Raw genomic sequence first — 13,555 nt, forward strand, 5'->3', positions numbered from 1 at the left:
GTCAGCGTACCGAGCGCAGCGAGTGGGTGAAGCGCGGCAGGACCCGGCCGGTGACTTCGGCGATGTAGTTGAGGAACAGGGTGCCGACCGAGCTCTTGTAGTGCTGCGGGTCACGGCTGGCGATGGCCAGGACTCCATGCAGGCCCTGATGCGCCAGAGCGACCACCGCGGTGGAGCCGATCTGCTTGCGCTGTTCTTCGCCGAAGAGGAAGTCCAGTTCATGTTCGCGCAGGCTGCCGCTGACACTCTTGCCTTCCGAGAGCAGGCCGCCGATGGCGCCCTGGGCTTCGGCGGCCGAGACCCAGCGACCCACCGGCATGGCGTTGTCGCTGAACAGGATCAGGCTGACGAAGGGTACCTGGAAGTCCTGGCGCAGGCTGTCCTCGACACTCATGACCACTTCTTCCAGGCTGCTGGCGTCCATCAGCGCCAGAATCAGGCGGCGAGTCTTGTCGAACAGGCGGTCGTTGTCCCGGGCCACGTCCATCAGTTGCGACAGGCGGTGGCGCATCTCGATGTTGCGCTCGCGCAGGATCTTCATCTGTCGCTCCACCAGCGACACGGTATCGCCGCGCTGGTGGGGAATGCGCAAGGCCGGGAGCAGCTCGTCGTGGTCGACGAAGAAGTCCGGATGGGCCTCCAGGTACGCAGCGACGGCGGCTGCGTCCAGGTCGGCAGAAGGCACTGGGTCGGGCTTTGCGGCGGGAGCCTGGGGCTGATCAGTCATGGGTTTCGCTCACTTAAAGACGCACCTGTCCTTCGTATACGCGTACTGCCGGGCCGGTCATCATCACCGGTTGGCCTGGACCTGCCCATTCGATGGACAGGCGCCCGCCTGGCAGGTCGATCAATAGTGGCGAATCCATCCACCCCTGGCTGATCGCGGCCACTGCAGCTGCGCAGGCACCGGTGCCGCAGGCCTGGGTTTCCCCGGCACCGCGTTCCCAGACCCGCAATTGCGCGCGCTGACGGTCCAGCACCTGGAGAAAACCGACATTGACCCGCGCCGGGAAGCGCGGGTGATGCTCGATCTTCGGCCCCAGCTCGTGCACCGGCGCGCTGTTGATGTCATCCACCCGCAGCACGGCGTGGGGGTTGCCCATGGACACGGCGGCCAGCTCGACCTGGACGCCATCGACGTCCAGCGTGTAGCTGTTGGCCTGGGCCGGTGCCTGGAACGGGATATCCGCCGGCACCAGGCGTGGCGCCCCCATGTTGACGCTGATCTGACCGTCGTTGCGCACGTCCAGTTCGATCACGCCGCTCTTGGTCTCGACGCGGATCTGGCGCTTGGTGGTCAGGCGCTTGTCCAGCACGAAGCGGGCGAAGCAACGGGCACCGTTGCCGCACTGTTCCACTTCGGAACCATCGGAGTTGAAGATCCGATAGCGGAAATCCACGTCCGGGTTGCTCGGGGCCTCGACGATCAGCAACTGATCGAAGCCGATCCCGGTGTTGCGATCACCCCATTGCTTGGCGTGCTTGGGCAAAATATGCGCGTGCTGGCTGACCAGGTCGAGAACCATGAAGTCATTGCCCAGGCCGTGCATCTTGGTAAAACGCAGCAGCATGGTCTTACTCCGGCAGCAGGCTTTCGCCAGCGAATAACTCGGCTACCGTCTCGCGGCGACGCACTTCAACAGCCTGGTCGCCATCGACCAGCACTTCAGCGGCACGGCCGCGGGTGTTGTAGTTCGAGCTCATGACGAAACCATAGGCGCCAGCGGAATGCACCGCCAGCAGGTCGCCCTCGGCCAGGGCCAGGGAGCGTTCCTTGGCGAGGAAGTCACCGGTTTCACAGATCGGGCCGACGATGTCGTAGGTACGGGGTTCGGCGTCGCGTGGTTGCACGGCGCTGACGTCCATCCAGGCCTGGTACAGCGCCGGGCGGATCAGGTCGTTCATGGCCGCGTCGACGATGGCGAAATCCTTGTGTTCGGTGTGCTTGAGGTACTCGACCCGGGTCAGCAGCACGCCGGCGTTGGCGACGATGAAACGGCCCGGTTCGAACACCAGGGCCAGGTCGCGGCCATCCAGGCGCTGGCGCACCGCCTTGACGTAGTCGGCGGCCAGCGGCGGCTCTTCGTCGCGATAACGCACGCCCAGGCCACCACCCAGATCGATGTGGCGCAGGTAGATGCCGCACTCGCCAAGGCGATCCACCAGGTCCAGCAGGCGGTCGAGGGCGTCGATGAAGGGTTCCAGGGTGGTCAGTTGCGAGCCGATATGGCAGTCGACCCCGACGATATCCAGGTTCGGCAGTTGCGCGGCGCGGATGTACACATCCTCGGCCGTGGCAATGTCGATGCCGAACTTGTTTTCCTTGAGCCCGGTGGAGATGTAGGGGTGGGTGCCCGCGTCGACGTCGGGGTTGACCCGCAGCGAGACCGGCGCGCGAACTCCCAGCTCGGCGGCGACCTGTTGCAGGCGCTCCAGTTCTTCGGCGGATTCGACGTTGAAGCAGTGGACGCCGACTTCCAGGGCGCGACGCATGTCGTCACGGGTCTTGCCGACACCGGAAAAGACGATCTTGTCGGCCTGGCCACCGGCGGCCAGGACCCGCTCCAGTTCGCCCCGGGAGACGATGTCGAAACCGGCGCCCAGGCGGGCCAGGACATTCAACACGCCCAGGTTGGAGTTGGCCTTTACCGCGAAGCAGACCAGATGCGGCATGCCGGCAAGTGCCTCGGCATAGGCCAGGTACTGGGCCTCGATATGCGCTCGGGAATAGACGTAGGTCGGCGTGCCGAAACGCTCGGCAATGGCGGACAGGGCTACGCCTTCCGCGAACAGCTCACCGTCGCGGTAGTTGAAAGCGTCCATGGTGAGCCCTTAGTAGGTGTCGTGCTTGTGCGACTTCGATTGCGACTTGGCCTGCTCTTCAGGGGATTTGCTGTCATCAGGCAGATACAGCGGGCCTTTCTGGCCACAGGCAGTAACAAGGCAGGCAACCGCGACGAGCGCAGCAAGGGAAGAGATCAGGCGCTTCATGGCGAAATCCTTGAGAATGCGTAAATTGCGCCCGAGTATACCGGCCACCCGGCAGCTTGCCTATGCAGCGTAACTCCCGTCCAGCGGGCCTTTGCCAGGCCCTGTTCAGGGGCTTTGGATGGCTGGCGGCGCAATGGACGTCGCATTTGTCCGCCTGTTCGGTATCCTTTGCATTCGCCGGGGAGCGCCCGTATCTTGCGGCGCTTGAGCGTGAGTAGACACTATTCGAGGTTCCCGCAATGAGTTTGACCGAAGCCCGTTTTCACGACCTGGTGGACGCTACCCAGCAGACGCTGGAGGATATTTTCGATGAGAGCGACCTGGACATCGACCTGGAAAGCTCGGCCGGTGTGCTCACCGTCAAGTTCGACAACGGCAGCCAGGTGATCTTCAGCCGCCAGGAACCTCTGCGCCAACTGTGGCTGGCGGCCCGATCCGGTGGTTTCCACTTCGACTACGACGAGGAAAGCGAGCGCTGGATGTGCGACAAGAGCGAGGAGCAGTTGGGCGAGATGCTGGAACGTATCGTCTTCGAACAGGCGGACATCAAGCTTGAGTTCGAAGGGCTCTGAGATCGTGACCGAGCCCGCTGCCGTGCGCCCGCCCAAGCCCCTCTACAGCAACGTCAGTCCGGCGGTGAGTTCGCCGTGCATCAGCCTGTGCCGTCTCGATGAGCAGAAGGTCTGTCGCGGTTGCTTTCGTCATGTCGAGGACATTCGCGAGTGGCGCTCGGCCGATGATCAGCGTCGGCGAGTGATCTGTGCCCAGGCGTTGCTGCGCAAGCAGAGCGTGGCCGCGGAGGGACTTTAGGTTCGTACTCGTACGGTTTGTTTATTCAGTGTGCTGTGATAGTGTCCGGCTTCGCCTCGCTACATCGAGGCCGGTGAGAACCCCGTCTTATTTGGCGGGGTTTTGCTTTTTTGTGCAGAAAAAATAGGAGTCAGCCAGGATCATGAGTACTGCACCATCCATCATCCTTACCCGCCTTGACGTGCAACGTCTGGAGCGTCTGATCGACAGCCTGGACGACTCGCTGCCAGGCGTCATCGCACTGCAAACCGAGTTGGATCGTGCCGAAACGCTGGTGGGTCACGATGAAGTTCCGGCCGGTGTCGTCACCATGAATTCGCGTGTGCACTGCCGTGAAGAAAGCAGCGGCAAGGACTATCACCTGACTCTGGTTTATCCACAGGACGCCAATGCCGACGAGGGCAAGATTTCGATCCTCGCGCCAGTGGGCAGTGCCTTGCTGGGCCTGCAGGTCGGTCAATACATCGACTGGCCGGCCCCGGGCGGCAAGACCCTGAAGCTGACGCTGCTGGAAGTGGAATACCAGCCGGAAGCCGCCGGCGACTACCACCTCTGATAGCGGCTAGACCTGCTCGAGCGCGTCATTCAGCGCGCGCTCCAGGCTGGCCTTGTAACGCAGGTAGAGAATGCTCGGACTCTGTCCATCACCGAGCAGGCCGGACAGGTCCAGGTCGGTGATGTAGCAGCGATAGCGCTGCGGTTCGCGGCGCTGGGCGACGATGTCCTGAGCCACTGCGCCAAACAGCTGATCGCCATATTCCAGCTCGGAAAACTCCCGTTGATTGCAGTACAGCGAGACTTGCACCTGACCCGGTGCGGCCTTGCCGATGATCGCCTGCACGTCATAAAAAGCCTTGTCGACCGGCGTCGGCGGTGCCGGGCGCGCCTCAACCCGGCGTGCCCGGCCGCTGCCCGAGGGCAATACCTGAAAGTAGAGTGTGTCCAAAGGTTTCTCGCCTGGGTTGCTGCTCATCGGCAATAGCGCATCGCGACGGTAGAGAATCGACTGCAGGAAACGCTGCAGTGGCACCAGCAGGCTGTGCTCGTCGTGATAGGGCAGGGTCTGCTGCCACAGGGCATTGTGCTCGTCGAGCAGATACAGCTCGGCCTGCTCGTCGACGATTCGGTAGAACACCTGGATGCAGCCCGGCTGGCCCATGGGCAGGATCAGCGCCAGGTCGTGATCTTCCAGGGCCATCGGGTCCAGGTGCAGGGGGCTGTAGCAGGCCTGTTCCTGGCCCAGGTATTCCAGCAGCGCGGCAGGATTGGCCATGGCCTGGTGCCGTACCTGGCCAGCCACCAGTTCCAGGACGTGATAGTGCTGCTGCACCTGGATCAGGTAGCGGTAGTTGAGCTGGCTGAGCAACAGGTGCTGCGCGGTTTCGAACAGCTCCTCTACCCGCCGGGCGATGAATTGCGCGCGGTTGTGGCAGAAGCAGCGGACCCTGAGGCGCGGCTGGGGTCCGGCAGGCAGGCTGTTCAGGTAATCGCGCAGGCAATCGAGCAGTGCATGCTCGGCGTCGTAGCGGTCGACCATGACCTCGTTCCAGCTATTGAGGGTGACCTGATCCAGGGTCAGCACCAGATTCTCCCGGACCCCGGCATAGCTCAGGGAGTCGGTGCGTTCGGTGGTCATGAGGATGTTCAGGTCGCGGTGATGCTTGAGGGGGTCGACTCCGACGTTCACCAGAATCAGTACTTCGCTGGGGACGCTGGCGTGCAGTAGCTGGTCTTCGTCCGCCGTGGCCAGTGGCAGGGCCACCGTCTGCTGCAGGCTGCCCAGCAGGTTGAACAGTTCGAACTCGCTCAGATCGCTGCTGCCAGGGTGCAAGGCCAGGCGCGTACTGCTGTCGATCACTCCGTTGCGATGACACCAGGTGAGCAGCTCCAGCAGTTCCCGGCTGCGCTTGATCGGGGCGAAATGTTCCCATTCCAGTGCGGTCAGGTTGCCGTTGTACAGGCCCCAGTAGGTTTGTCCCGGTTCTTTCTTGTTCGGCGACTGCACCAGGGTCAGGGTGTCTTCCGCGAGGTCCGGGGCGATGCCGGGATTGATGAACTCGATCTTCCCGGCCTTGCGTTCGAAGGCGGCGTACAGGCGTCGGCCCAGCACGTTCAAATCACGCTTGTTGATCAGGCTGGCGGCCTGTTCGGTGCGGGCGAACTGGGTCAGGAAGCGATAGCTGTAGTTGAGCTCGTTGACCAGGGCCCGGCGTTCGCTGCTGACCTGGCGCACCTTCCATTGGCTGCGGCTGTCCAGCAGGGCCAGCTGGCGCTGATCCCAGCCCCACTCGCTGGCCAGGCGCTCCAGCAGGGCCCGCTGCCAGTTCGGGCTGCGGGCGCCATTGCCATGGGTGAGCTTGCGATTGACCTTGAGGTACAGGCTGCGTCTGACCAGCTCCAGGCGTTCCGGTTCTCCCCGGGCCTTGAGGTACTCCTCGATGCGCCGGTAGACCACGATGTAGGGGTCGAGCTCGTCCAGGTCCAGGCGGTTGGCGAACACCGCCTGTTTGAAGCGCAGGCTCAGGCACTGGACCCTGGGATGCTCGCTGGCATAGACCTCGATCAGCAGCAGCTTGAGTACCGATTTGTAGGGAGACTCGATGCCCTTGAACAACTGCCAGAGTCCGGCCCCGATGAACTCGCCGGGCGGAATGCGTGCCATGTGGCCCAGGTCCAGATTCTCTTCGGCGGGTACGAAGCGCTTGGAGAGCAGGGTGTGGATGTAGCGCTCGTAGCGGGACTCCTCGTACACCGGCACCAGCCACCACAGCGGCGTGCGTCCGGCCAGCCAGATGGCGGTGCGGTAGAACTCGTCCAGCAGCAGGTAATGCTGAGTGGTGCCGCAATCATCCGAGCTGAGCTGGGTGTCGCGTTCGCCGCGGACAAAGCGGCTGGGGTCGATCAGGAAGAAATGAGCTTCGGCGCCCTGGCTGGCAGCCCAGGCTTCCAGCAGCTGGCATTTCTTCTGCAGTTCGGCCAGCTCGGTTTCACTCAAGTCTGCGGCGTGGCAGACCCAGACATCCATATCGCTCTGGTCGGCCTGGGCCAGGGTGCCCAGGCTGCCCATGAGAAACAGCCCGTGAATCGGCCGCGGCGGGTTGCCATGGCGCGGCTTGTAGGAAAAGGATCGGGTCAGGCGCTGGGCTTCGGCCAGGGCCTGCGGATCGGGTTCATAGTTGGACAGCCCCGCCGGGGTAGCGCCGGAGACATAGCCGGGCAGCAGCGGGTGATTGACGTGAAAGAACAGCGGCAGCAGGTTGAGGACCAGTTGCTGGCGTGCCGACAACCCCTCCATTGCCCGAGCCAGGCGTCCTTGATTGACGGTAAGGAAGCGCGTGCGCAGTCGACTGAGAACCTTGCGATCGATTCCTTCATCCAGAACGGGACGGATTTCATGGGTATGGGGCATTTCAAGCGGAGCTCGAAGGTGACGGGGTTCGGAACGGCAGCAGTTTAGCGTCAGACAGGGCCTAGTCTTAAGCTCAATTTATTTTTTTGACGCCAGATTTCTAGCGTATTGGCGGGAGGGTGCCTACGGAATCCGACAGACGGGAACCCCGCAGGCCGAGGAACGATGTTCAGGCGGTTTCTTTGACGCTCAGGATGGTCAGCAGGCCTTGGGCGTGCTCGGCGGCGTCGCGGCCAAGACTGGTCAGGTAGCCTCCATCGGCTTGGGTAATCAGTTCTTTGTCGAACAGGCGTTGGGCAGCGGCAATGGCGGAAGGGGCAGCGGTCTGATGGATTTTCAGGCCTTCCTGGGAGTTGTCCAGATTGAAGAGTGCAAGGATTTCCAGTTCGGCAACCAACTCAGGGGTATACGACATAAGGACTCCAGACTTTCTAGGAATGAGAGGTCAGCGTTCCTAAGGTGACCGCAGAACGGCGGCGTGTCCAGCGTTCGCTGAGGACTTTTGTACCTGGGGGTGGCGGTGTTTGGCTGCAGGGTGCCTGCAGTGTAGTCGGGGTGGGAGCGCGGCGCCGGAGCGTTGCGGCGGGCAGCGCTCCGGTGCTGCGGGCTCAGGACTTCTCGGGCGGCAGTTGCGGCAGGGCGCGCAAGGCGGCTTCGTACCATTGAGTATCGAAGGCGCGGTCTTCCTCGAGAATCGCGTCGATCTCGATGGCCAGGACGTGAGCCATGAGATTGAGGATTTCTTCCCGTTCGTAACCCACCAGGGTCAGTTTGTTGAACGTGGCTTTGGCTGCCGGCGGGTTGTCACTTTCGATCTGGTTTTCGATCGCTTCGATCAGGGTGTTTTCGGCGAACTCTTCTTCGTCGTTGTCGATATCGGTTGGCTCGCTCATGGCAGGCTCCTCAAGGAAAGGTCGCCAGTTTACTCGTATTCAGGGTGGTGATGCTGCTGGCCAGAAGTGCATTGGGCTTCTATAAAAAATGCTGCCAACCCCCTGCACGGCCTGGAGGCTATGTGATGCTCAAGCTTTACGGTTTCTCTGTCAGCAACTACTACAACATGGTCAAGCTGGCGTTGCTGGAGAAAGGCCTGCCTTTCGAAGAGGTGCCTTTTTCCGGTGGCCAGACTCCTGAGGCATTGGCCATCAGTCCACGGGGCAAGGTTCCGGTGCTTGAGGTCGAGCAGGGGTACCTGAACGAAACCAGTGTGATTCTCGAATACCTGGAGCACACCCAACCAGGTCGGGCGCTGTTGCCCAGCGATCCATACCAGCGTGCCCAGGTGCTGGCGCTGGCCAGGGAGATCGAACTGTATATCGAGCTGCCGGCGCGGGCCTGTTACCCCGAGGCGTTCTTCGGTATGTCGGTGGCCCCGGCGATCCAGGAAAAGTCCAAGGCTGAGTTGCTGCTAGGGTTTGCCTCCCTGGCGCGGCACGGCAAATTTGCGCCTTATGTGGCCGGCGACAGCCTGAGTGTGGCGGATCTGTATTTTCTCTACAGCGTGACCCTGGCCCGGGCGGTCGGACACAAGCTGTTCGGGGTGGACTTTCTGGAGGGGATGCCGGCGGCGAAAGCCTTGCTGGAGCGCCTGGAACAGTTGCCCAATGCCCAGCGAGTAGCAGCGGATAGAGAGGCGGCGATGCCGCAGTTCCTGGCCATGGTGGCGGCCAGGAAGTAGCGTCGCTCAAGGCGGCGCGGGTGACTGGTGAGCCTGCTGATGCAGCAGGCTCACCGGCGACGGCTTAGCGGCTGGCCAGCAAGGCCTGTCCGCGAACCACGGCCGCCCGGACCTGGGCCGGTGCGGTGCCGCCGATGTGGTTACGGGCATTCACCGAACCTTCCAGGGTCAGCACGGCGAACACGTCCTGCTCGATCTGGTCGCTGAACTGGCGCAGTTCATCCAGGCTCATTTCTGCCAGGTCCTTGCCGGTTTCCACGCCGTACTTCACCGCGTGGCCGACGATTTCGTGGCAGTCGCGGAATGGCAGGCCACGGCGCACCAGGTAGTCCGCCAGGTCGGTGGCGGTGGAGAAACCGCGCAGTGCCGCTTCGCGCATGATGGCGTGCTTGGGCTTGATGGCCGGGATCATGTCGGCGAAGGCCCGCAGCGAGTCGCGCAGGGTGTCGGCGGCGTCGAACAGCGGTTCCTTGTCTTCCTGATTGTCCTTGTTGTAGGCCAGGGGCTGGCCCTTCATCAGGGTCAGCAGGCCCATCAGTGCGCCGAACACCCGGCCACTCTTGCCCCGCACCAGTTCCGGTACGTCGGGGTTTTTCTTTTGCGGCATGATCGAGCTGCCGGTGCAGAAGCGGTCCGGCAGATCGATGAACTGGAATTGCGCGCTGGTCCACAGCACCAGTTCTTCTGAGAAGCGCGACAGGTGCATCATTGCCACGCTGGCGGCGGCGCAGAATTCGATGGCGAAATCGCGGTCCGAAACGCTGTCCAGGGAGTTGCCGCCCACGGCTTCAAAGCCCAGTAGCTGGCAGGTCAGCTCGCGATCGATCGGATAGGTGGTGCCGGCTAGTGCGGCGCTGCCCAGGGGCATGCGGTTGGTGCGCTTGCGGCAGTCCACCAGGCGCTCGTAGTCACGGCTGAGCATTTCGAACCAGGCCAGCATGTGGTGGCCGAAGGTCACGGGCTGGGCGGTCTGCAGGTGGGTGAAGCCCGGCATGATGCTTTCGGCTTCGCGCTCGGCCAGCTCCAGCAGGCCTTTTTGCAGGCGGGTGATCTCGGCCAGGATCAGGTCGATCTCGTCCCGCAGCCACAGGCGGATGTCGGTGGCCACCTGATCGTTGCGGCTGCGACCGGTGTGCAGCTTCTTGCCGGTGATGCCGATGCGATCGGTGAGGCGCGCCTCGATGTTCATGTGCACGTCTTCAAGGTCCACGCGCCAGTCGAAGCTGCCGGCCTCGATCTCGCCCTGGATGGTCTTCAGGCCGTCGATGATGCTGTCGCGCTCGGCGTCGGTGAGCACGCCGACCTTGGCCAGCATGGTGGCGTGGGCGATGGAGCCCATGATGTCGTGGCGATACAGGCGCTGGTCGAAAGTGACAGAGGCGGTGAAGCGGGCGACGAAGGCGTCGACGGGTTCACTGAAGCGGCCGCCCCAGGACTGATTGGTCTTGTCAGTGCTCATGAATTCGCTCGTGATCTGCTGAAGGAAGATGGCGTGAAAAACAGGCACCGATGATAACAGGGTTGCCTCGGCTGTCGCTGGCACTGGTCGGCAGCTTTTTTCTTCGGGGCGCCGCCGCATGGCTTGTCGCCGGTCATGAGGGCGCAGAGACTGGCACCGGGACAATCCGTGGCGCATCAGGGGCAGGAAGCCTTGAGTGCGGAAGGTGATATCGATCAAACGATATTTGTCGATTGAGCAATATCGTCTTGGCAACCGTCTACAGTTGGACAGGAGGACCGGCACAATTGCGTAACACCCCCTCGCGTGTTCGCAGTGGGCCTGTCCATCGAGTTCACACCGCGCAGGTCCTGGCAATCCGCCCATGAAACGAGGCGGGTGCGGACAAGGTGGACGCCGACCACAGTCACGAGGGGGGCTTTGTGTTGAATACCAGCATTCCCTGCGGCACCGTCGCGCAGCCACCGACCTTGGGCGGTATCGGGCAGGTACGGGTAAATATTGGTGCCCGACTTGCGGCACTTTTTGGCCTTCGCACTAGTCTTAGCGTGGATCGCGGTGACGGACGTCACTCCACCTGTCTACGCTATCCTTGTGCGAGACTCACGCAGGAATCCAGCGCAATATGAATGTCCTGATCGTTGATGACGAACCCCAAGCCCGCGAGCGCCTGAGCCGGATGGTCAGTGAGCTTGAGGGGTACAGTGTCCTGGAGCCCAGCGCCACCAATGGCGAAGAGGCATTGAGCCTGATCGACAGCCTGAAGCCGGATGTCGTTTTGCTCGATGTCCGCATGCCGGGTCTGGATGGGCTGCAGGTTGCCGGTAAATTGTGCGAACGCGAGACGCCTCCGGCGCTGGTGTTTTGTGCGGCTCCGGATGAATTCGCCCTTGAGGCCTTCAATGCCAGTGGCGTCTGCCATCTGGTCAAGCCCGTGCGCCCCGAGCTGTTGCTCGAAGCGTTGAAAGCGGCCGAAAAGCCCAACCGTGTGCAACTGGCGGCCCTGACTCGGCCGGCAGCGGAGAGCGGCAACGGTCCGCGTAGCCACATCAGCGCGCGAACCCGTAAGGGCATCGAACTGATTCCCCTGGCTCAGGTGGTGTATTTCATTGCCGACCACAAGTACGTGACCTTGCGTCACGAAAGTGGCGAAGTGCTTCTGGACGAACCCTTGAAGGCCCTGGAAGACGAATTCGGTGATCGCTTTGTGCGTATTCACCGCAATGCATTGGTGGCCCGCGAGCGGATCGAGCGCCTGCAACGAACGCCGCTGGGGCATTTCCAGCTGTACCTCAAGGGGCTCAATGGCGATGCCCTGATCGTCAGCCGGCGCCACGTAGCGGGCGTGCGCAAGATGATGCAACAGCTCTAGCGCGCTCGTTTGCTCGCTTATCAAAGCAGGCCCGGCGTCGGGAGGACGCTGCGTTTCTGATACAAGTCAAAGCTGCTTTGGCTGAGCTGTTATTATCTGCCGTATCTATTCAGTACGGATTGATCCATGTCCTCTCGCGAAATCCGCATCGCTACCCGCAAAAGTGCTCTGGCCTTGTGGCAGGCCGAATACGTCAAAGCCCGTCTGCAAGAGGCCCATCCGGGCCTTGTCGTGACCCTGGTGCCCATGGTCAGCCGCGGTGACAAACTGCTGGACTCGCCCCTGTCGAAAATTGGCGGCAAGGGGCTGTTCGTCAAGGAGCTGGAAACCGCACTGCTGGAGAACCAGGCCGACATCGCCGTGCACTCGATGAAGGACGTGCCCATGGACTTCCCCGAAGGCCTGGGCCTGTTCTGCATCTGTGAACGCGAAGATCCGCGCGACGCCTTTGTCTCCAATACTTACGAAAGCCTTGAGCAGTTGCCGCCAGGCAGCGTCGTGGGCACCTCCAGCCTGCGCCGCCAGGCCCAGTTGCTGACCCGTCGCCCTGACCTGCAGATCCGTTTTCTGCGGGGCAACGTCAATACCCGGCTGGCCAAGCTGGACGCCGGCGAATACGACGCCATCATCCTGGCTGCAGCCGGTCTGATCCGTCTGGGATTCGAAGAGCGCATCAGCTCCTCCATCAGTGTCGACGATAGCCTGCCTGCCGGTGGCCAGGGCGCGGTCGGCATCGAATGTCGCAGTGCCGACACTGAAATCCACGCTCTGCTGGCCCCTCTGCATCATGCCGATACCGCCAGCCGGGTCACGGCCGAGCGCGCGCTGAACAAGCACCTCAACGGTGGTTGTCAGGTGCCGATCGCCTGTTACGCGGTGCTCGAAGGCGAACAGATCTGGCTGCGCGGTCTGGTGGGCGAGCCTAGCGGCGGCCTGCTGCTCAGCGCCGAAGCCCGTGGCCCTAGAGCATCTGCCAGCGAGCTGGGGGTGCAAGTGGCGGACGACCTGCTGGCCCAGGGCGCCGATGACATCCTGCGCGCGGTGTACGGCGAGGCGGAGCAAGAGTGATCGGCTGGCGCCTGCTGCTGACCCGGCCGAGCGAGGATTGTGCTGCACTGGCAGCGATCCTGGCCGACGCCCAGGTGTTCAGCAGCAGCCTGCCGTTGCTGGAGATTCAGGCCTTGCCCGTCACTGACGCGCAACGCGCAACCCTGCTTGAACTGGATCGTTACTGTGCGCTGATCGTGGTCAGCAAGCCGGCGGCCCATCTTGGCCTGAAACTGCTGCGCGCCTATTGGCCAGAGCCCCCGTCCCAGAGCTGGTTTACCGTGGGCGCCGGTACCGGGCAGATCCTTGCGGACGCCGGTTTGCAGGTGTTCTACCCACAGGCGGGGGATGACAGTGAAGCCTTGCTTGCCCTTCCCCAATTGCGCGAGGCTATCTGCCGGCCCGATCCCCGGGTGCTGATCGTGCGTGGCGAGGGTGGTCGTGAGCTGCTCTCTGAGCGCTTGCGCGACCTAGGTGCTAGTGTCGATTATCTGGAACTCTACCGCCGGTGCCTCCCGCGTTACGCCGAGGACGCGCTGTTGCGCAAGATTGCGGGGGAACGCTTGAACGGGCTGGTGGTCAGCAGTGGACAGGGTTTCAGCCATTTGCTGCAGCTGGCCGGAGCGGACTGGCCGCAGTTGGCGCGGATGCCGTTGTTTGTTCCAAGCCCCCGGGTCGCCGACATGGCACGTGCCGCCGGGGCGGAAAAAGTTGTGGATTGTCGCGGCGCCAGTGCCGCGGCTTTGCTAACGGCGTTACGGGAGCAACCCGTGCCCGTTCTCTAACGCA

The 13,555-nt window shown here is 62.7% G+C and carries 15 protein-coding genes; 7 read left to right on the forward strand and 8 right to left on the reverse strand.

Annotation, left to right across the window (positions count from 1 at the left end):
* Position 1: 1 nt before the first annotated feature.
* Genes ACMGG8_RS04910 through lptM form a run of 4 tightly spaced genes read right to left on the reverse strand, consistent with a single transcriptional unit; the run spans position 2 to position 2,991 of the window.
* A complete protein-coding gene (locus ACMGG8_RS04910) occupies positions 2 to 727 on the reverse strand; it encodes a DUF484 family protein (protein WP_060844951.1) in 726 nt (241 codons plus the stop codon).
* A gap of 13 nt (positions 728 to 740) precedes the next feature.
* On the reverse strand, positions 741 to 1,571 hold the full coding sequence (gene dapF, locus ACMGG8_RS04915; RefSeq protein WP_047306595.1) for a diaminopimelate epimerase: 831 nt from the start codon (positions 1,569 to 1,571) through the stop codon (positions 741 to 743).
* A 4-nt stretch (positions 1,572 to 1,575) separates the two neighbouring features.
* Positions 1,576 to 2,823, reverse strand: a complete 1,248-nt coding sequence (gene lysA, locus ACMGG8_RS04920) for a diaminopimelate decarboxylase (protein WP_060841684.1) — start codon at positions 2,821 to 2,823, stop codon at positions 1,576 to 1,578.
* Between the two features lie 9 nt (positions 2,824 to 2,832).
* Positions 2,833 to 2,991, reverse strand: a complete 159-nt coding sequence (lptM, locus tag ACMGG8_RS04925; RefSeq protein WP_082729310.1) for an LPS translocon maturation chaperone LptM — start codon at positions 2,989 to 2,991, stop codon at positions 2,833 to 2,835.
* 239 nt (positions 2,992 to 3,230) lie between these two features.
* On the opposite strand from lptM, the gene cyaY reads away from it, so the two are divergent.
* The 3 genes from cyaY (at position 3,231) to rnk (ending at position 4,357) form a co-directional block, all read left to right on the forward strand.
* Complete coding sequence (gene cyaY / locus ACMGG8_RS04930; RefSeq protein ID WP_060841683.1) at positions 3,231 to 3,563, forward strand: iron donor protein CyaY; 333 nt, start codon at positions 3,231 to 3,233, stop codon at positions 3,561 to 3,563.
* Positions 3,564 to 3,567: 4 nt separating this feature from the next.
* A complete protein-coding gene (locus ACMGG8_RS04935) occupies positions 3,568 to 3,801 on the forward strand; it encodes a DUF1289 domain-containing protein (RefSeq protein ID WP_016966946.1) in 234 nt (77 codons plus the stop codon).
* Between the two features lie 142 nt (positions 3,802 to 3,943).
* Positions 3,944 to 4,357 carry a nucleoside diphosphate kinase regulator gene (rnk, locus tag ACMGG8_RS04940; protein WP_011064182.1) on the forward strand — a complete coding sequence of 138 codons (414 nt, stop codon included), beginning with the start codon at positions 3,944 to 3,946 and terminating at the stop codon, positions 4,355 to 4,357.
* Between the two features lie 6 nt (positions 4,358 to 4,363).
* Here the strand turns inward: rnk and ACMGG8_RS04945 are convergent, their stop codons facing one another.
* From ACMGG8_RS04945 to ACMGG8_RS04955, 3 genes are all read right to left on the reverse strand, one after another.
* On the reverse strand, positions 4,364 to 7,210 hold the full coding sequence (locus ACMGG8_RS04945) for a class I adenylate cyclase (protein WP_414159255.1): 2,847 nt from the start codon (positions 7,208 to 7,210) through the stop codon (positions 4,364 to 4,366).
* Positions 7,211 to 7,379: 169 nt separating this feature from the next.
* On the reverse strand, positions 7,380 to 7,625 hold the full coding sequence (locus tag ACMGG8_RS04950; protein WP_016966944.1) for a TIGR02647 family protein: 246 nt from the start codon (positions 7,623 to 7,625) through the stop codon (positions 7,380 to 7,382).
* A 193-nt stretch (positions 7,626 to 7,818) separates the two neighbouring features.
* Entirely contained in the window at positions 7,819 to 8,103 is a 285-nt protein-coding gene (locus tag ACMGG8_RS04955; protein ID WP_060841681.1) for a hypothetical protein, read from the reverse strand.
* Between the two features lie 125 nt (positions 8,104 to 8,228).
* On the opposite strand from ACMGG8_RS04955, the gene ACMGG8_RS04960 reads away from it, so the two are divergent.
* Positions 8,229 to 8,888, forward strand: a complete 660-nt coding sequence (locus ACMGG8_RS04960; protein WP_060844949.1) for a glutathione S-transferase family protein — start codon at positions 8,229 to 8,231, stop codon at positions 8,886 to 8,888.
* A gap of 64 nt (positions 8,889 to 8,952) precedes the next feature.
* On the opposite strand, the gene argH is transcribed toward ACMGG8_RS04960, so the two are convergent.
* A complete protein-coding gene (gene argH, locus ACMGG8_RS04965) occupies positions 8,953 to 10,347 on the reverse strand; it encodes an argininosuccinate lyase (protein ID WP_060841679.1) in 1,395 nt (464 codons plus the stop codon).
* Positions 10,348 to 10,972: 625 nt separating this feature from the next.
* Here argH and ACMGG8_RS04970 point away from each other — a divergent pair.
* From ACMGG8_RS04970 to ACMGG8_RS04980, 3 genes are all read left to right on the forward strand, one after another.
* Positions 10,973 to 11,719, forward strand: a complete 747-nt coding sequence (locus ACMGG8_RS04970) for a LytR/AlgR family response regulator transcription factor (protein ID WP_414159256.1) — start codon at positions 10,973 to 10,975, stop codon at positions 11,717 to 11,719.
* 126 nt (positions 11,720 to 11,845) lie between these two features.
* Positions 11,846 to 12,787: a hydroxymethylbilane synthase gene (gene hemC / locus ACMGG8_RS04975; RefSeq protein ID WP_108545019.1), complete on the forward strand. Its 942-nt coding sequence runs from the start codon at positions 11,846 to 11,848 to the stop codon at positions 12,785 to 12,787.
* A complete protein-coding gene (locus ACMGG8_RS04980; protein WP_414159257.1) occupies positions 12,784 to 13,551 on the forward strand; it encodes a uroporphyrinogen-III synthase in 768 nt (255 codons plus the stop codon). Before hemC ends, ACMGG8_RS04980 begins: the two co-directional genes overlap by 4 nt.
* The last annotated feature ends 4 nt before the right edge of the window (positions 13,552 to 13,555 follow it).

The sequence above is a fragment of the Pseudomonas sp. BNK-45 genome (genome assembly GCF_047456255.1).
Lineage (GTDB): Bacteria > Pseudomonadota > Gammaproteobacteria > Pseudomonadales > Pseudomonadaceae > Aquipseudomonas.